Consider the following 18,895-nt stretch of genomic DNA (forward strand, 5'->3'; position numbering starts at 1 on the left):
CGTGAGCGTCGGGCCGCGTTACGGCCGTGACTGCGCAAGCGGCCCGGGTACCGGCCGCACCGTTCCTGCCGGCCAGCCGCCCGCGAGCGCCTTGTACAGCGCGACCGTCGACGCCGCGCTGCGCATCTGCCCGTCGGCGGCCGCGTCCTGCGCCTGCAGCAACGTCCGCTGCGCGTCGAGCACTTCGTAGTAGTCGATCGCGCCGGCCGAGAAACGTGTCTGCGCGAGCTGCGCCGCGCGTGCGCTGTCGTCCGCGGCACGCACCAGATGCGCGGTCTCGTCGCGCGTGCGCGCAACGCGCAGCAGCGCGTTCTCGGTTTCCTCCAGCGCGCCGAGCACGGTCTGCCGATACTGCGCGAGCTGGCCGGCCGCTTCCGCGTCGCTCGCGGCGATCCGCGCGCGCACGCGACCGACGTCGAGGAACGACCAGTCGATGCCGAGCGCGATCAGGTTCGTGTCGCTGCCCGCGCGGAAAAACCCGTAACTGCTCGTCGCGCTGCCGAGCAACCCCGACAGCGTGAAGCGCGGAAACAGGTCGGCCGTCGCGACGCCGACCCGCGCGGTCGCCGCATGCAGCCGCGCTTCGGCCGCAGCCACATCCGGGCGCCGGCGCAGCAGATCGCCCGGCGTGCCCGGATCGATGTCGGCAGCGAGCGCCGGCAACGGCACCGTCGTGCCCTTCGGCACGTCGAACCGGCCGATCAGCGCGTCCGGCGTCTGCCCGGTCAGCACCGCGAGCCGATGCTCGTCGACGCCGATCGCCGCTTCGTACACGGCGATCCGCGACGTCGTCGACTCGTACTGCGCACGCGCACGTGCCGCATCGAGTTCGGAACCGCGGCCCGCGCCGACGCGCGCGTTGATCAGCGCGAGCGTCTGCTTCTGGTTGTCGGCGTTCTCGCGCGCGATCCGCAGCCGCTCCTGCGAACCGCGCAGATCGACATAGGTGCTCGCGACCTCGCCCGCGATCGCAACGCGCACCGCGCGCACGTCGGCCGCGCTGGCCGCCGTTTCCGCGTGTTGCGACTCGATCGAGCGGCGCACGCGCCCGAACAGGTCCAGCTCCCATGCGGCGTTGATCCCGACGCTCGAGACCGGCGTATCGCGCTGGCTGCGCGGCGCGCCGAACGCCTGATCCTTGCTCATCAGCTGGTGGCCGATCTGTCCGCTCGCGGTGAGCGTCGGATAGCGATCGAACGTCGCCTGCGACAGCAGCGCGTTCGAGGCGTCGTAGCGCGACACCGCGACTTGCAGATCCTGGTTCGCCGCGAGCGCCGCATCGATCAACCGCGTGAGCGCCGGATCGCCGAAACCGCGCCAGAATGCGGCGTCGGCAGCGGCCGACGCGTCGGGCGGCGACGCATCCTGCGTGGCCGGATGCGCGTCACGCGCGAAGCGCGCCCCGGTCGCCGTGTCGGGTCGTTTGAAATCGGGGCCGACCGCGCAGGCGGCGAGCGTCACCGACATCGCGAGTACGGAAAGACGGAAAGCGGCGCTCATCGGTTTTCTCCTTCGAGGGTGCCGTGCTGCTCGCGCCAGACGGCCGGCGTGCCGCCCGCGAGCTTGCGAATCGCCACATAGAACACAGGCGTGAGAAACAGTCCGAACAGCGTGACGCCGAGCATCCCCGCGAACACGGTGACACCCGTTGCGGCACGCACTTCGCTGCCCGCGCCGCTGCCGATCAGCAGCGGCACCGAACCGGCAATGAACGCGACCGACGTCATCACGATCGGGCGCAACCGCAGCCGGCACGCTTCGAGCGCCGCTTCGATCGCGCCCTTGCCCTGGATTTCGAGCTCGCGCGCGAATTCGACGATCAGGATCGCGTTCTTGCACGCGAGCCCCATCAGCACGACCAGACCGACCTGCACGAACACATTGTTGTCGCCACCCGACAGCCATACGCCGAACAGCGCCGCGCACATGCACACCGGCACGATCAGGATCACCGCGAGCGGTAGCGTCCAGCTCTCGTACAGAGATGCGAGCACGAGGAACACCAGCATCACCGCGAGCGGGAACACGACGATCGCCGCGTTGCTCTGCGTGACCTGCTGGTAGCTGAGGTCGGTCCATTCGAGCGTGATGCCCGGCGGCAGCACGTCCTTCGCGATCTGCTGCAGCTTCGCGATCGTCTGCGACGACGACATCGCCTTCGGGTCCGCATCGCCAATCAGGTCGGCGGCCGGATAGCCGTTGTAGCGCACGACCGGATCCGGCCCGTACGCGGGCGCGACCGTCACCATCGAGCCGATCGGCACCATCTCGCCCTTTGCGTTGCGCGTGCGCAGGTTCGCGATGTCGGCGGCGGTCTGCCGGTGCCCGGCGTCGGCTTGCGCCATCACGCGGTACACGCGCCCGAATGCGTTGAAGTCGTTCACGTACATCGAGCCGAGATAGACCTGCAGCGTGTTGAACAGGTCGGTCAGCGCGACGCCCTGCGCCTTCGCCTTCAGCCGGTCGACCTTCACCTCGAGCTGCGGAATGTTCGCCTGGTACGAGCTGACGGGATAGCTCATCCCGGGCGTCTTCGCGACCGCCGCCTGGAATGCGGTCAACGCGTTCTGCAGCTCACCGTAGCCGAGCCCGCCGCGATCCTCGAGATACAGCGAGTAGCCGGAGCCGTTGCCGAGGCCCTGGATCGGCGGCGGCATCAGCGCATAGGTGATGCCGCCGCCGATCGCCGCGAAGCGTGCGTTCAGGTCCGCGTTGATCTGCGCCGCGCTGCGGTGGCGCTGGTCGAACGGCTTCAGGATCACGTACGAGTTCGTGATGTTCGGCGTGTTCACGCCCTGTAGCGCATTCAGCCCGGCAAACGCCGGCACCATCTCGACGCCGTCGGTGCCGAGCGCGATCTTCGTCATCTGCTCGGTCACCGCGCTGGTGCGCGCAAGCGATGCGCCTTCCGGCAGCTTCGCGCCGGCGAACAGGTACAACTTGTCCTGCACGGGGATGAAGCCGCCCGGCACCGCGTTGAACAGCAGCGCGGTGGCCGCGAGCAAGGCCGCATAGACGACGAACACCGCGCCGCGCCGCTTCAGCGTGCGCGCGACGACGCCGTGATAACGCTCCGAGCTGCGCTCGAAGAACCGGTTGAACGGATGGAACAGCCAGCCGAACGCGCGGTCGAGCCCACGCGTGAGCGCATCCTTCGGCGCCCCGTGCGGGCGCAGCAGCTTCGCGGCGAGCGCGGGCGACAGCGTCAGCGAGTTGATCGCCGAGATCACCGTCGAGATCGCGATCGTCACCGCGAACTGCTTGTAGAACTGGCCGGTGACGCCGGACATGAACGCCATCGGCACGAACACCGCGCACAGCACCAGCGCGATCGCGACGATCGGCCCCGACACCTCGCGCATCGCCTGGTGCGCGGCATCGCGCGGGCTCAGGCCCTGCGCGATGTTGCGCTCGACGTTCTCGACGACGACGATCGCATCGTCGACGACGATCCCGATCGCCAGCACGAGCCCGAACAACGTCAGCGTGTTGATCGAATAGCCGAGCAGATAGAGCCACGCGAACGTGCCGACCACCGACACCGGCACCGCGACGAGCGGAATGATCGACGCGCGCCAGGTCTGCAGGAACAGGATCACGACGAGCACGACCAGCACGACGGCCTCGATCAGCGTGTGCTGCACCGCGCGGATCGACTCGCGCACGAACACAGTCGGATCCCACACCGGCCGATACGCGACGCCCGGCGGAAATCGTTTCGACAACGCGTCGAGCTTCGCATACACGGCCTTCGCGACGTCGAGCGCGTTCGCGCCCGGGGACAGGAAGATGCCGACCACCGCCGAATGCTTGTCGTCGAAGTACGAACGCAGCGTGTAGTCGCCCGCGCCGAGTTCGATCCGCGCGACGTCGGACAGCTTCACGACCTGGCCGTCGTCACCATTGCGCAGCACGATGTCGCCGAACTCCTGCACGGTACGCAGCCGGCCGCGCACGTTGATCGATACCAGGAAGTCGTTTTTCTTCGGCGACGGCTCCGCGCCGAGCTGGCCGGCCGACACCTGCACGTTCTGCTCGCGCACGGCGGCGATCACGTCGCTCGCGGTCAGCCCGCGCGACGCGAGCCGGTTCGGGTCGAGCCAGAGCCGCATCGCGTAGTCGCCTGAGCCGTACACGCCGACGTCGCCGATGCCGGTCAGGCGCGACAGCTCGTCCTTCACATGCAGCGTCAGGTAGTTGCGCAGATACAGCGAATCGCGGCTGTTGTCCGGCGAATAGAGGCTCACGTACATCAGCGGCGTCGGCGACTGCTTCTGCGTGGTCACGCCGTACTGGCGCACCTCGTCGGGCAGGCGCGACAGCGCCTGGCTCACGCGGTTCTGCACGCGCACCGCGGCCGTGTCGGGATCGACGCCCGGCAGGAACGTGACGACTACCTGCAGGCTGCCGTCCGAGCCCGCGACCGACTTCATGTACATGATCCCTTCGACGCCGTTGATCGCCTCTTCCAGCGGTTCGGCGACCGACTCGGCGATTTCCTTGGGGTTCGCGCCCGGATACGTCGCACGCACGACGACGCTCGGCGGCACGACTTCCGGATATTCGCCGGCGGGCAGCATCGGGATCGAGATCAGGCCGATCGCGAAGATCACGATCGACAGCACGACCGCGAAGATCGGACGGTCGATGAAGAATCGGGAGAAATCCATCGTCGGTCTCCCTTTACTGCGCGGCCGGCGCGCCGGCGTCCGCGTTGGCGACGGCCTGGGTGCCGCTGCCCGGGCCAGCGCCGGCGCCCGCATCCGCACGCGCGGGTAGCGCCTTCGGCTTCACCTGCGCGCCCGGATAGTAGATCCGCTGCACGCCATCGACGACCACGCGGTCGCCCGACCGCAACCCCTTCTCGACGATCCGTTCGCCGTCGAGCTCGCGTCCGACCGTCACGTCGCGGCGCAGCGCCTTGTCTCCGGCGCCGATCACATACACGTACTTGCGATCCTGGTCGGTGAGCACGGCCTTGTCGTCGACGAGCAGCGCATCCTGGTCACGGCCGCTGACGAGCTGCACGCGCGCATAGAGGCCCGGCGTGAACGTATGGTCCGCATTCGACAGCCGCACGCGCGCGCGGATCGTGCCGGTTTGCGGATCGAGCCGGTTGTCGAGGAAGTCCACGGTGCCCGCGTGCGGAAAGCCCGTCTCGTTCGCAAGGCCCACGCGCACCGGATCGGCGCCGATCGCGCGATGCTTCGGATCGGCACGCCGCGCGTTGTAGCGCAGATAGCTCTGCTCGTCGCAGTCGAAATACACGTAGACCGGATCCTGAGACACGACGGTGGTCAGCAGCGTGTCGTCCGCACGCGCGAGATTGCCCGCCGTTGCGATCGCGCGGCCGACACGGCCCGCGATCGGTGCGCGCACTTCGGTGAAACCGAGATTGAGCTTCGCATCGGCGACGGCCGCATCGGCCGCCTGCAAGTCCGCGTGCGCCTGCTCGGCGGTCGCGCGCGCGTTGTCGAGTTCTTCCTGCGATGTTGCATGCGCATCGATCAGCGTCTGCACGCGCTTGAGCTGCACGTTCGCGAGGCTCGCGGCCGCGCGTGCGCGCTGCTGCTGCGCGTTCGCGCGGTCGAGCGCGATCCGGTACGGACGCGGGTCGATCTCGAACAGCACGGCACCCTGCGCCACGAGGTCGCCCTCCTTGTACGCGACGCGTTGCAGGTAGCCGCTCACGCGCGGCCGCAATTCGACCGCGTCGACGGCTTCGACACGTCCGTTGAATTCGTCCGCGAGGCGGATCGTGCGCGGAGCGACGGTGGTCACCCCAACTTCGGGAAGGGGCTGGGCCGACGATGCGTCTTTGCCGTCGTGACAGCCCGACAACGCCAGCAGCAGGGCGCAGGCCGCGCCCAAAGGCGACGTCCTGCGTAGGGATAAGGAGAGCATGGTGCCTCGCGACGGGTTAAACTGCCGCGTAGCATAAAAGTTGAAGTTAACTTCAAGTCAAGCTTTCCCGGAGGGCGTCATGGGTATCGACGAAACACCGAAATGGCCGCTGATGTCGATCCGCGAAGTGGCCGCGCGCAGCGGCGTACCGGCGTCGACGCTGCGCTTCTACGAGACGCGCGGGCTCATCAAGTCGCATCGCAACGGTTCGAGCCATCGCCACTATTCTCGCGCGGTGCTGCGGCTGATCGCGTTCATCGTGTTCGCGCAGAAGATCGGCTATTCGCTCGACGAAATCGCCGAACAGCTCGTGAGCCTGCCGGAAGACGCCGCGCCGACCAACAAGGACTGGCAGCGGCTGTCGCGCGGCTGGAAGCAGCGTGTCGCGAGCCGGATCGAGGAACTGCAGCGGCTCTACATCAATCTCGACGAATGTATCGGGTGCGGCTGCCTGTCGCTGAAACGCTGCAAGCTGACCAATCCCGAGGACCGCGCGGGCCGCAACGGGCCCGGCGCGCGGCGCTGGCTCGGCGATACGCCGCCCGAAATCGACTGACTCAGGCGGCCGGCGCCGCGCCGGCCTTCGCTGTCACCCCGCCCGCCGCCGTTCACCGCGGCAGGCGGTCGACACCCTGGGGCTCGTCGCGGCGACATGACTGCGCGCGCGACGCGCGCGGCGCTCAGACGCGCAGGATGCCGAGCGCGACGTCGAGCACGGCCTGGCGGAACGCATCCCGCCGCGTGGGCAGCGACGTGAACTCCAGCATCATGTGGCTGTACGACACCGTCATGCCGACCGCGCTCGCGATCATGAAGAACAGCACGTTCGGATCGACCGGACGGATCTCGCCGGCCTCGACCGCGTCCGCCAGCAGCGGAAACATCGCGTCGTGATACGGGCGCACGATCCGCTGTTGCAGGCAATCGAGCCGACCGCCCTCCTCGGTCGCCGCCGTCGAGAAGAACATGCCGATGTCCGGCTCCTCGAATTCGTGATCGACGCACAGCTCGATCGCGCGCCGCACGCGCTCGCGATGCGGCAATGACGACGTGCGCAGCGCGCGCAACGCGTCGAACATCGGTCCGGCCAGATCGGCGATCTGCTCGACGACGGCCAGCCACAACGTTTCCTTCGTGCCGAAATGATGGGCGATCAGCGCCGCGTCGATGCCCAGCTCGCGCGCGACTTCGCGCACGCTCGTCGCATCGTAGCCGCGCTTCGCGAACGTGCGGCGCGCGGCGCGCAATATCACGTCCGGACCGACGGACGCATCCGCCAGCGGCCGCCCGCGCGTACGCCGCTTCGATGGCGCGCGCTCAGTGACTTCAGCCACGTTTTCCTGCTCCCGTTGATTGAATCGAATGCCCATGTTCGGGCCCCGGTTTCGCATGCTTGCCACCGGGCTGCCTGCCACGCTCCGTTGACACGCGAAGTCGAGAGGCGCTACGATCATACATTATTCATCACTTGATGATTTATTCATGACAACCCCTACTCGCATCGTGATCGTGGGCGGCGGCATCGCCGGATTGCAGCTGGCGACCCGTCTGGGCGAACGTCTCGGCCGCGCGGGGCGCGCACAGGTCACCGTCGTCGACCGCAGCCCGACTCACGTATGGAAGCCGATGCTGCACACGATCGCGGCCGGCACGCGCGACGTGCAGCAACAGCAGGTCATCTTCCTCGCGCATGCACGCGATCACGGCTACACGTACCAACCCGGAGAGCTGACGGGCCTCGATCGCGCGCGCCGCCGCGTGCAGCTCGGCGAAATTCGCTCGCAGGACGGCGAACGCGTGATCGACGCGCGCGAGATCGAATACGACGTGCTGATCCTCGCGCTCGGCAGCCAGGCCAACGATTTCGGCGTGCCTGGCGTGCTCGAGCACTGCTACTTCATCGACAGCCAGCAGCAGGCCGAAACCTTCAACGAAGCACTGCGGATGCGCGTGTTCCGCAGCATCGCGCGCGACGAGCCGTTTCGCGTCGCGATCGTCGGCGCGGGGGCGACGGGCGTGGAACTGGCGGCGGAGCTGAGCCGCCTGCTCGAAGTGGCGCAAGCCTATGGCGATGCGACGGTGCGCGAGCGGCTGCAGCTCACGCTGCTCGAAAGCGGCCCGCGCATCCTGGCCGCGTTTCCGCCGAAAATTTCCGCGTCCGCGCAGCGGCGGCTCGAGCAGATCGGCTTTCATGTGCTGACATCGACGCGCGTGACCGCAGCCGACGCAAACGGGTTCCACTACGGCGACGGTTCGTTTGCCGAAGCGGATCTGATGGTGTGGGCGGCCGGCGTGAAGGCGCCCGACTTCATGCAGGCGCTCGGCGGGCTCGACACGAACCGCGCGAACCAGGTTCTGGTGCGGCCCACGCTGCAGGCCACGGCCGACGAGCACGTGTTCGCGATCGGCGATTGCGCGAGCCTGCAGCCCGACGCCCAGGCACGGCCGCTGCCGCCGACCGCGCAGGTCGCGACGCAGCAGGCCGAGCATCTCGCGAAGCACCTGCCCGCGTGGCTCGACGGCAAACCGATACCGCCATTCGCGTTTCACGATTTCGGCGCGCTCGTGTCGATCAGCGACTACGACGCGTTCGGCACGCTCGGGCAGTTCGGGTTCTTTCGCGGCGGTTTCATCCAGGGGCGCTTCGCGCAATTCAGCCACCTGATGCTGTACCGGCGGCACCAGCAGGCGCTGCACGGATTCTCCAAGGCGACCTTGCTGTGGATCGCCGAACGGATCAACGGCTGCGTGCAGCCGCGCATCCGCCTGTCGTGATGCCACGCGTCGCGGCATCGCGTAACGTTTCGAGGAAAGCAGACATGAACGACAGTGCAGCGCCCTGGCTCATGACCGTTGCCGCGATCGGCAGCTTCGACATGCCCCCCGTCTCGTGGGGCGGCCCGCGACGGCGCAGCGTCACGCGCGACCGGTTACCGTCGTGGGATCCGACGAACAAGCCGACCATCAGCGTGCTCGAACGGCCCACGGCCGACACCGTGATGATTTCGTGGTGCGATGCGTGCACCGGCCATTACGGCTATCAGAAGTGGCGACTGTTCACGACGCGCAAGCGCGGCGTCTGCGCGCTGTCGGGGCGGCCAATCCTGGCCGGCGACAGCGTCTACGCACCCCAATTGCTCGGCTCGGCGCCCGGCAATGCCGCCGCGATGGTGCTTGCGGCATGCATTGACATCGCGGTTTCCGAGACGGCCGATGCGTGACGCGCCTGGTCAGATCATCTGTTATCCGAATGATTTTCCCGGCATGCAATGCCGAGGGTGAAGATCCCGCACGGACTTCGACGCGTTCGATCGCGAGCCGCGCGAACCAAACCGGCCGCTCACATCCCGTGCGGCGGGTGTCAGGCCGATATCGGCAGGGTCGGCTTCGCCGGCCGGCGAGCGCCTGAACGGCCGCTTCGTCGTTGTCGACGACGATCGGCCACGTCCCGTCATGCACGCGATGACGTGACCGGGCGCGGCAAGTATTGATACCGCCGTCCATCTCGCTTCGCTGCAAACCGGCCGGGAATGCAATATATTTCGCTCGCGACCGTCGCGAGTGCCGGCCATCGAACCCGGCAGCCGTTCAATTGCGGAAGCGCCCCGCACTCGCCACCGACCGACGCCTGCAATCAACCAGGCCCAACCGTATCAGCGACGTATGCTTGCAAAGAAATCCCGAATCCTCATCGCGGCCGCCGCCATTTTCGCGGCTCATGCACACGCCCAATCGACCGCGCCGGCGCCGGTTCCCGAACGACTCCCGTACGACATTCCGTATGGCCCGCCCATTACGCTCGCGCAGGCACGGACCGTCATTGCTGCGGCCGAAGCCGAAGCGCGGCACCGAAACTGGAAATACGCGGTCGTCATCGTCGATAGCGGCGGCAATCTGATTTCGTGCGACAAAATGGACGGCACGCAACTCGCGTCCGTCGAGATCGCCGAAGCCAAGGCGCGCGCGTCGGTACGTTTCCGCAGGCCGACCAAGGATATGCAGAACGCGATCAACAACGGCGGCGCGACCGGCAACCTCAGCATTCCGGGTATTCTCGCCGGCGAAGGCGGCATTCCGATCGTGATCAGCGGGCAATTGATCGGCGCGATCGGCACCAGCGGCGGCGCGGGCGTGCAGGACAGCGTGATCGCGGCTGCCGGTGCGGCGGCAATCAAGTAAATCGCACGCAACAGGCAGATTCTCGACGAAACGATTATTCCTTCAAAAGAATAATCCAATCATGACAATTTAATTACAGCCGACTCTCGCATATCCGAGGCCGGTTGCGGCCCGGCGGATTAACCGTGCGTCGGCCGGCATTCGGCGCCCGATCCCATCGCGAAAATACGCGATCCGGGCAATATCGCTACACTCCTCCCCGCCCGATAAAAATTTGAACGGAGCATTGGATGCGAAAATGGAACCGGTTCCATTTTCGCATGCCCGGATTATGCCCCGCCTTAACAGATAAAAAGCCGATTCTCACGGCATGTGGCATTCTCCGTTCAGCCGGTCATGATCGTTTGCCGGTGTGTTCGGATGCGTGACGCAATGCTGTGAAGGAAGACATTCCGGTCGTTGCGACCGGGAGCGACTCCCCTCGCGGAATCTTCGAAGAAAGAAAATATCTCTCGCAAAAAGACGAAAACGACATGGCCCCACACGATCATGAAAGGCGCGTCGCTGCACGCGCCGGCGTTACCCGGAGAACGGCGCTGAAAGTGATGGCGGCGGCACTGACGCAAGTCGGGCTGTTGACCGCCGCCCCCGGATCCGCCTTCGCGCAGCAGCCGTCGCTCGACGGCAAAACCTTTCTCGCACTGTCGAAAGCGCTGACAGGCCATGCGAATCTCGACCTGACGACGGCCTCGCGCCTGGTCGCCGCCTTCAGTCGCACGGATGCCGGTTTTGCCGCGCGTGCGACCGCGCTGGCGCAACGCGTCCGCGCCGGCCAGACACCCACGCAACTGCTGGCCGATGCCGACAGCGCCGGTCTGCATGACACGGCGCTCGCGATCGTCGCCGCGTGGTACACAGGCACCGTCGGACATGGCCAGAAGGCCGTCATGGTCGCCTATGCCGATGCGCTGATGTACGACACCGTCCAGGACGGGATGAGCGCACCGACCTATTGTTCGAACGGCCCGCTGTGGTGGACCGCCGAACCGCCGCCGGCCGATGTCGCGCCGCCCCGCAAAACGGTTGCGCCAGCAACCGCCCCGCTCCCGCAAAAGCACGCCTGAATCCCATGAGAACTCCTGTCTTTGAATCGAACGGCGACGTGTCGGCCGACGTCGTGATCGTGGGCTCCGGCGTGGTGGGCGGCCTGATCGCCGATCAACTCGTCAGCCAGGGCCATTCGGTGCTGATCATCGAATCCGGCCTGCGCATCGAACGCGCGCAGGCGGTCGAGAACTGGCGCAACATGCCCTTCGACAATCGCGTGGGCTCCGACTTCCAGGGGCTCTACCCGCAGGCGCCGAACGCGCCGGCCCCGCTGTATTTTCCGAAGAACAACTACGTCGGCCTGAGCGGCCGCGACGGCCAGAGTTTCCAGCAGGGTTATCTGCGCACGGTCGGCGGCACGACGTGGCACTGGGCCGCGTCGAGCTGGCGCCACCTGCCGGTCGATTTCCGGATGAAGTCGACGTATGGCGTCGGCCGCGACTGGCCGATCTCCTATGACGAGCTCGAGCCGTACTATTGCCGCGCGGAAGAGCAGATGGGCGTCGCCGGGCCGAGCGATCCGGCCATGCAGTCGCCGTCGCAGCGCAGCCGCCCGTATCCGATGGACATGGTGCCGTGGGGCCATGGCGACCGGCGCTTCGCCGAAGTCGTCAACGCGCATGGCTACCAATCGATCCCGATTCCGCAGGCGCGCAGCACGCGGCCGTGGCACGGCCGCCCGGTCTGTTGCGGCAACAACAACTGCCAGCCGATCTGCCCGATCGGCGCGATGTACAACGGCATCCATCACATCGAGCGCGCGGAGCGCAAGGGCGCGAAGGTGCTCGCCGAATCGGTCGTCTACAAGATCGACACCGATGCGAACAATCGCGTGACGGCCGTGCACTGGTACGACACGTCGCACAAGTCGCACAAGGCGAGCGGCAAGATGTTCGTGCTCGCGTGCAACGGCATCGAGACGCCGCGCCTGCTGCTGCTCGCCGCGAACGAGCGCAATCCGCACGGCATCGCGAACGGCTCGGACCAGGTCGGCCGCAACATGATGGATCACTCGGGCTTCCACTGCACGTTCCTCGCGAACGAGCCGATGTGGCTCGGCCGCGGCCCCGCGCAGAGCAGCTGCATCGTCGGCCCGCGCGACGGCGATTTCCGCGGGCAATATTCGGCGAACAAGATGATCCTGAACAACATCTCGCGCGTCGGGCCGGCCACGCAGCAGGCGCTGAAACTCGGCCTGGTAGGCAAGGCGCTCGACGAGGAAATCCGGCGCCGCGCGATCTACGGCGTCGACCTGTCGATCAGCCTGGAGCCGCTGCCCGATCCGAACAACCGCCTGACGCTCAGCAAGACGCGCGTCGATCCGCTCGGCCTCGCGTGCCCCGACATCCACTACGACGTCGGCGACTATGTGCGACGCGGCTACGACGCGGCATGCAAGCAGCTCACGCATATCGGCAGCCTGTTCGACGCCGTCGAGTTCAACATCACGACGTCGCTGAACGCGAACAATCACATCATGGGCGGCACCATCATGGGCGCCGATCCGAAGAGCTCGGTCGTCGACGGCGACTGCCGCGCGCATGACCATGCGAACCTGTGGCTGCCGGGCGGCGGCGCGATGCCGTCGGCGTCCGTCGTCAACACGACGCTGTCGATGGCGGCCCTTGGCCTGAAGGCCGCGGATTCGATTTCCGCCAGCCTCGCGAAGGGTTGATGCGATGAAACACACGATCCAACGACAACTTCGCACGCTGCGCGCCGCCGGCTACGGCGCAGCCATCGCACTCGGACTGTTCGGCGGCGGCGGCGGCACGCCCGCGTTCGCGCAGGAGGCAACGGCCGGCACGACACCGACTTCAGCCGATGCGGCGCTGATCGAAAAAGGCCATCAGCTCGCGATCGCGGCGGACTGCATGGCCTGCCATACGGCGCTCGACGGCGGCAAGCCGTTCGCGGGCGGCTACGGCATCGCGTCGCCGATGGGGCAGATCTATTCGAGCAACATCACGCCGTCGAAAACGGCCGGTATCGGCAACTACACCGAGGCGCAGTTCGCCCGAGCGCTGCGCGAAGGCGTGCGCGCGGACGGCGCACGCCTGTATCCGGCGATGCCGTATACGTCGTACAGCGGCCTCGCCGACGACGACGTGCTCGCGCTTTACGCGTACTTCATGCACGCCGTGAAGCCGGTCGACGATCCCGCCCCCGTGACGAACCTGCCGTTCCCGTTCGGCATGCGCACCGCGATGGCGGGCTGGAACATGCTGTTCCTGACGAACAAGCGTTTCGAGGCCGACCCGGCGCACGACGCGCAGTGGAATCGCGGTGCGTACCTGACCACCGTGCTCGCGCATTGCAGCGCGTGCCACACGCCGCGCAACGCGCTGATGGCCGAAGACTTCGGCCGCAACCTGGGTGGTGCTCAGCTCGGCGCGTGGTATGCGCCGAACATCACGTCGGATCCGGTGAGCGGGATCGGCGCGTGGACCGACGGCGAGCTGGTGTCGTACCTGAAGACCGGCCGCGCCCCCGGGAAGAACCAGGCAGCCGGCCCGATGGCGGAAGCCGTGCAGAACAGCCTGCAGTATCTGTCGGACGCGGACCTGCAATCGATCGTCACGTATCTGCGCAGCACGAAGCCGATCCGTGACGAGCGCGAGTCTGTACCGGCATTCACGCACGGCAGCGCAGTCAGCAGCGAAGCAACGTTGCGCGGCACGTCCGCGTTGAATGCGAACGGCACGCTGACGACGGGCGCGGCGCTGTTCAGCGGCTACTGCGCGAGCTGTCACCAGGCCAACGGCAAGGGCAGCCCGAGTCAGGCGTATCCGTCGCTGTCGAACAACACCGCCACGGGCTCGCGCAATCCGTCGAACCTGATTGCCGCGATCCTGTACGGTGTCGACCGCGACGCAGGCGGCCAGCACGTGCTGATGCCGTCGTTCGGCGAGGATTCGTATGTCCAGCCGCTGAAGGACGATCAGGTCGCCGCGATCGCGAACTATGTGCTCGCGCAGTACGGCAATGCCGACGTGACCGTGACGCCGGACGATGTGGCCGTCGTGCGCAGCGGCGGCCCGGTTCCGCTGCTCGTGCGGGCCCGGCCGCTGATGCTGCCGGCGCCGGTGCTTGTCGTGCTGCTGATCGCACTCGTGATCATGGTCCGGCGACGCCGCGCGCGTCGCGTGGCGCGCGACGGCGTGCCGCCCGGCCAGAGCGCGGCCTGATCGGCTGCGGCCTTGTCACGATGCCGCCGGACGTTCGCCGCGGCAGCCGTGACTGACGGCATGAACGCGCTGTAGTCGTCAGAGGTTGCCGCGATGCGCGGCAACCTCGCGAACCGCCGGTTGTCCCGGCGCGTGATGCCTCATCGTTCGCAAACGCAAGCTCGGACCAGGCTTGCCCGACCGGCGTCAGGCGCGGCCCCGTCGATCTGCCGTTCCAGTTCGGCGTCGAGATGCGCGGCATGCGCTGCGGCCTCGGACTCCGATATCAGCGCCCCTTCCCACTTCGCGACCACCGCGCTGGCGATCGAATTACCCACCGCATTGGTAGCCAAGCGCCCCATGTCGAGGAAGGTGTCGATGCCGAGAATCAGCAGCAGCCCGGCTTCGGGAATGTCGAACTGGTGCAGCGTCGCCGCGATCACGACGAGCGATGCGCGCGGCACGCCGGCCATCCCCTTCGACGTCAGCATCAGGATCAGCAGCACCGTGATCTGCGCGCCGAGCGACAGGTGGATGTCGTACGCCTGCGCGATGAACAGCGACGCGAACGTGCAGTACATCATCGAGCCGTCGAGGTTGAACGAATAGCCCATCGGCATCACGAAGCTCGAGATCTTGCGCCGCACGCCGAAGGGGCAGGAATTGAAGGGCGAAGGACGCGCGCCGGTGCCGTGCCAGGGCGCGCGTGTTGCGGGTCGGTCGTGCCCGGCATGCCGGGCCGCCGCCGCGCTTGCTGCTGCAAAAGGGACCACGAAAGGGACTGCGAAAGTCCGCGACCGGACGCGCTGCCGCCGCCCCGGCGTTCGCGCGCGGGGCGAACGCCGGTTACAGCCGTTCAGCATGCTGCGCGCTGGAGCGCGCCCGGGATCAGTACCCGATCGCCGAACCGGCCGGGCGGCGCGGATCGTTGAAGCCGTACACGAAGCCGACGCGCACGTTGCCGGAGACCGACGAGTCGTTGCCGGAGCTCTGGCGGCTCGCCGCTTCGGTGCCGGGCAGGCCGACCAGGATCAGTTCGGCGGCGCCCCACGGCGTCTGCTCGACCATCTTGTAGCCCATGTTGTGCAGGATCGCGAGTGTGTCGGGCGACAGGCCGTAGGTTTCGTAATAAACCTCGTCCGGCAGCCATTGATGATGAATACGCGGCGCATCGACCGCGTCCTGCGGCGCCATCCCGTAGTCGATCACGTTCAGCACGGTCTGCAGCGTGATCGTGATGATCCGCGAGCCGCCCGGCGAGCCGACCACCATGAACACCTTGCCATCCTTCTTCACGATGGTCGGCGCCATCGACGACAGCGGACGCTTGCCCGGCGCGATCGAGTTGCGCGTGCCTTGCACGAGGCCGAACATGTTCTGTGCGCCGATCTTGACCGTGAAGTCGTCCATCTCGTCGTTCAGGAAGAAGCCCGTGCCCGGCGCGATGACCACGGCGCCGAAGCGGCCGTTGACCGTATACGTCGTCGACACCGCGTTGCCGTCGTGGTCGATGATCGAGTAATGCGTCGTTTCCGGCTTCTCGTGCACTCCGACGCCCGGCTGCACGTCGACCGACGGCGTCGCCGTGTCGGCGTGGATGCTCTTGCGGATCTGCGCCGCGTATTCCTTGCTCGTGAGCTTCGCGATCGGGTTGTCGATGAAGTTCGGGTCGCCCAGCAGCGTGTTGCGATCCTCGTAAGCATGGCGCATCGCTTCGGTCATGTAGTGGATCGACGCGGCCGAATGGTAGCCAAGCTTGCGCATGTCATACCCTTCGAGGATATTCAGCGTCTCGCACATCGTCACGCCGCCCGAGCTAGGCGGCGGCGCCGACACGAACTCGTAGCCGCGATACGTGCAGGTCAGCGGCGCCATGTCCTGCGCGCGATATGCCGCGAAATCCGCCGCCGTGATCAGCCCGCCGCCGCGCTTGGCCGCCGCTTCGACGATCTTCGGGATCTCGCCGTGATAGAACGCGTCGGGGCCCTGCTCCGCAATGCGCTCCAGCGTGCGCGCGAGGTCCTTCTGCACCAGGCGGTCGCCCGGCTGCAGCGGCGAGCCGTCCGGGCGCAGGAAGATGCGCGCGGCGTCCGGGTCCTTCTTGAAGCGGTCGATCGTCGTGTCGAGGATGTCCGTATCGGCACGCGTCAGCACGAACCCGTCGCGCGCGAGCCGGATCGCCGGCTCCATCACCTGCTTGCGGGTCAGCTTGCCGTACTTGCGCTGCGCGAGATCGAGGCCCGCGACCGTGCCCGGCACGCCGACCGCGCGATATCCGTACAGGCTGTCGTCCGGAATGACGTTGCCCTTCGCATCGAGGTACATGTTCGCCGAAGCTGCCGCCGGCGCCGTTTCGCGGAAGTTGATGAACCGGTCGCGGCCGTCGGCCAGGTGAACGGTCATGAAACCGCCGCCGCCGATGTTGCCGCAGCACGGGTTGGTCACGGCCTGCGCGTAGCCGACCGCCACCGCGGCGTCCACCGCGTTGCCGCCTTCCTTGAGGATGTCGACGCCGATCTGCGACGCGAAATGCTGCGACGACACGACCATGCCGTTCTTCGCTTCGACCGCGGGTTCCGACGCCGCGAACGCGCACACGCTCATGGCCGACAACAGGGTGAGTACTACGAGCCGCCTCATGACGGAATCCTCCAGACAATTCAAATAACCGGGCCATGCCGGGATGCGCGACCCGCCAACAGGCGGGTCGTCACTGCCGATCCGGAATGTAATGAACAATACATTTCGACAAGACCGCGATCATAGCACTCGCATTTTCATGCCAAAACATAGGGTATTCACTGAATTTTTCTCGAAGACTTGCGCATCAGGCGGTCTATCATGTTTGCTTTATTACACATCAAAAGAAATGCGTCGACGGATGATATGTCCCTCTAATCGGCAGCCGCACGCGGCCCGTGGCGTGCCGATCGGCTAACATGCGTGGAGTCGCCGGCAGACGCAGGTCTGCCGTTTGTCATTCAGATACGAGAAAGCCGGAGTGCCCGATGGGGACAAGCATCAGGGCGTTGCTGCTATCCCAGATGGATAGCTTTACGCCGTCGGAACAGAAGGTCGCGCAGGCGTTGCTGGATCGCTACCCGAGCCTCGGGCTCGGGCCGATCGCGAGCTTCGCGAAGCAAGCCGAAGTCAGCGACCCGACCGTGTTCCGCTTCGTCGTGCGGATCGGCTTCCCTAACTACTCGTCGTTCCAGCAGGCGTTGCACGACGAGATCGACACGGCGATGAACTCGCCGCTCGCGCGCATGGATGCGTTCCACTCGGAATTCGGGATGCGCGACAGCCATGCGGCGATCTTCCAGCGGCTCTCGCAATCGCTCGCGACGACGATCGAAGGACTCGACGCGGCCGCCTTCGACCAGGCCGTGACGCTGCTGGCCGATCCGGACGTACGCGTCTTCTGCGGCGGCGGGCGGTATACGGCGCCGCTCGCGTCGCTGTTTTCGTTCACGCTCGCGTATGCGCGGCCGAACGTTCAATACGTCGAGCCGAACGTGAATCTCTCGTCCGTCGCGCTGGCCGACATGGGGCCCGGCGACGTGCTGGTCATTTTCGATTTCCGCCGCTACCAGAAGGACAGCATCCGGTTCGCGCAGGCCGCGCACCAGCTCGGCGCGCGCGTGCTGCTGATCACCGACGAATGGCGTTCGCCGATCAGCGCGTTCGCGCAGATCGTGCTCCGGATCCTCGGGCGGCCGTTCGCGATGCTGCAGACGAATGTGCCGGCTCTGGCGCTGGCCGAAGCACTCGTGATCGGCGTGACGAACCAGCTTCCGGAACTCGCGCGGCAGCGGATGGAGAAGATCGAGCGGCTCAATACCGGCGGTATCGAGCTGGATCCGAACCTGCGGGATTTGCCCGAATGACGGTCGCGAATCGCCATTCGGGCGCGGGGGTCAGCTTTCGACATCCTCGAGGCTGAACACCTCCGTCTTGTCGTTATACGAAAACACTTCGCCGTAACGGCCCCAGTCGATCACCGCATCCAGCGTTTCCTCTGCCGCTTCATCCGACAGGAAATCCTCCAGCTCCTGCTCGAAGCGCACGCGCGGCGCACGATGGCCCGGGCGCTCGTTCAGCACTTTCTTGATCCGCGCCGCCAACGGCACGTGCTTGAGCAGATGATCCGCGAACATCAGCTTGCGCTCCTGCGTGCCGAACTCGGCGAACACGCGCGCCGGCGGCGTCAGGAACATGTCGCCTTCCCGCACATCGGCGAAACCGAGGTGCTGCAGCACTTCGGCGATCGGGAACAGTTCGTCCACTTCGAGATGCAGTGTGCGCGCGATTTCCGGCATGTCCGCGCGGCCGTGGTACGGCGCCATTGCCAGCGTCTCGATCAGGCCGGCCATCAGGTTGGTCGACACGCGCGGCAGCCAGCTGCCGAGCTCCAGCCCCTTCTTCGTCGCCTCGTTGGTCTGGCGCGCGGTCATCTTCGCGTAGATCTCGTCGACCAGCTTGCGGAAATCGGGATCCAGCCGGTTGCGCGGATGCTTGAACGGCACCTTGATCTCGGCGATCACGCGGCCCGGGTTCGACGACAGCACCAGAATCCGGTCGCACATGAACACCGCTTC

At 66.7% G+C, this 18,895-nt stretch carries 14 protein-coding genes and 1 pseudogene; 8 read left to right on the plus strand and 7 right to left on the minus strand.

Annotated features, from left to right (window positions below; all coding sequences use genetic code 11):
• Positions 1-18 precede the first annotated feature (18 nt).
• The 3 genes from DIE13_RS17930 to DIE13_RS17940 are packed head-to-tail and all read right to left on the minus strand — an operon-like array spanning position 19 to position 5,904.
• Positions 19-1,500, minus strand: a complete 1,482-nt coding sequence (locus tag DIE13_RS17930) for an efflux transporter outer membrane subunit (RefSeq protein WP_124828408.1) — start codon at positions 1,498-1,500, stop codon at positions 19-21.
• Complete coding sequence (locus DIE13_RS17935; protein ID WP_124828409.1) at positions 1,497-4,670, minus strand: efflux RND transporter permease subunit; 3,174 nt, start codon at positions 4,668-4,670, stop codon at positions 1,497-1,499. The genes DIE13_RS17930 and DIE13_RS17935 overlap by 4 nt, the downstream gene beginning before the upstream one ends.
• Positions 4,671-4,683: 13 nt before the next feature.
• Entirely contained in the window at positions 4,684-5,904 is a 1,221-nt protein-coding gene (locus DIE13_RS17940; protein WP_124828410.1) for an efflux RND transporter periplasmic adaptor subunit, read from the minus strand.
• Positions 5,905-5,983: 79 nt separating this feature from the next.
• Between DIE13_RS17940 and soxR the strand changes: the two genes are divergently transcribed.
• Positions 5,984-6,460 (plus strand): redox-sensitive transcriptional activator SoxR, encoded by a 477-nt coding sequence (soxR, locus tag DIE13_RS17945; RefSeq protein ID WP_124828411.1) that lies wholly within the window; start codon positions 5,984-5,986, stop codon positions 6,458-6,460.
• Positions 6,461-6,584: 124 nt separating this feature from the next.
• On the opposite strand, the gene DIE13_RS17950 is transcribed toward soxR, so the two are convergent.
• The gene (locus tag DIE13_RS17950) at positions 6,585-7,238 is read right to left on the minus strand and encodes a TetR/AcrR family transcriptional regulator (RefSeq protein ID WP_124828412.1); all 654 of its coding nucleotides are present in this window, start codon (positions 7,236-7,238) and stop codon (positions 6,585-6,587) included.
• Between the two features lie 148 nt (positions 7,239-7,386).
• On the opposite strand from DIE13_RS17950, the gene DIE13_RS17955 reads away from it, so the two are divergent.
• The 6 genes from DIE13_RS17955 (at position 7,387) to DIE13_RS17980 (ending at position 14,318) form a co-directional block, all read left to right on the plus strand.
• Positions 7,387-8,679: an NAD(P)/FAD-dependent oxidoreductase gene (locus DIE13_RS17955; protein ID WP_124828413.1), complete on the plus strand. Its 1,293-nt coding sequence runs from the start codon at positions 7,387-7,389 to the stop codon at positions 8,677-8,679.
• A 44-nt stretch (positions 8,680-8,723) separates the two neighbouring features.
• Complete coding sequence (locus DIE13_RS17960) at positions 8,724-9,125, plus strand: DUF3331 domain-containing protein (RefSeq protein WP_124828414.1); 402 nt, start codon at positions 8,724-8,726, stop codon at positions 9,123-9,125.
• A gap of 340 nt (positions 9,126-9,465) precedes the next feature.
• Positions 9,466-10,083, plus strand: coding sequence for a heme-binding protein (locus DIE13_RS17965; protein WP_233410025.1), 618 nt, complete (start codon positions 9,466-9,468; stop codon positions 10,081-10,083).
• A gap of 377 nt (positions 10,084-10,460) precedes the next feature.
• A complete protein-coding gene (locus DIE13_RS17970; protein WP_233410026.1) occupies positions 10,461-11,147 on the plus strand; it encodes a sorbitol dehydrogenase family protein in 687 nt (228 codons plus the stop codon).
• A 5-nt stretch (positions 11,148-11,152) separates the two neighbouring features.
• Positions 11,153-12,805: a GMC family oxidoreductase gene (locus tag DIE13_RS17975; RefSeq protein ID WP_098551642.1), complete on the plus strand. Its 1,653-nt coding sequence runs from the start codon at positions 11,153-11,155 to the stop codon at positions 12,803-12,805.
• 4 nt (positions 12,806-12,809) lie between these two features.
• Positions 12,810-14,318 carry a cytochrome c gene (locus DIE13_RS17980; RefSeq protein WP_124828415.1) on the plus strand — a complete coding sequence of 503 codons (1,509 nt, stop codon included), beginning with the start codon at positions 12,810-12,812 and terminating at the stop codon, positions 14,316-14,318.
• Between the two features lie 140 nt (positions 14,319-14,458).
• On the opposite strand, the pseudogene DIE13_RS17985 reads toward DIE13_RS17980, so the two are convergent.
• A pseudogene (locus DIE13_RS17985) lies at positions 14,459-14,950 on the minus strand (dicarboxylate/amino acid:cation symporter); the annotation flags it as partial.
• Positions 14,951-15,185: 235 nt separating this feature from the next.
• Positions 15,186-16,937 carry a gamma-glutamyltransferase gene (gene ggt, locus DIE13_RS17990; RefSeq protein ID WP_124828416.1) on the minus strand — a complete coding sequence of 584 codons (1,752 nt, stop codon included), beginning with the start codon at positions 16,935-16,937 and terminating at the stop codon, positions 15,186-15,188.
• A gap of 368 nt (positions 16,938-17,305) precedes the next feature.
• Here ggt and DIE13_RS17995 point away from each other — a divergent pair, with 368 nt between their 5' ends.
• Positions 17,306-18,184: a MurR/RpiR family transcriptional regulator gene (locus tag DIE13_RS17995; RefSeq protein ID WP_124828417.1), complete on the plus strand. Its 879-nt coding sequence runs from the start codon at positions 17,306-17,308 to the stop codon at positions 18,182-18,184.
• Positions 18,185-18,214: 30 nt separating this feature from the next.
• On the opposite strand, the gene DIE13_RS18000 is transcribed toward DIE13_RS17995, so the two are convergent.
• A partial coding sequence (locus tag DIE13_RS18000; protein ID WP_185731207.1) for an AAA-associated domain-containing protein occupies positions 18,215-18,895 on the minus strand: 681 nt, incomplete at its 5' end.

It is taken from the genome of Burkholderia sp. Bp9016, from assembly GCF_003857765.1.
Classification (GTDB): domain Bacteria; phylum Pseudomonadota; class Gammaproteobacteria; order Burkholderiales; family Burkholderiaceae; genus Burkholderia.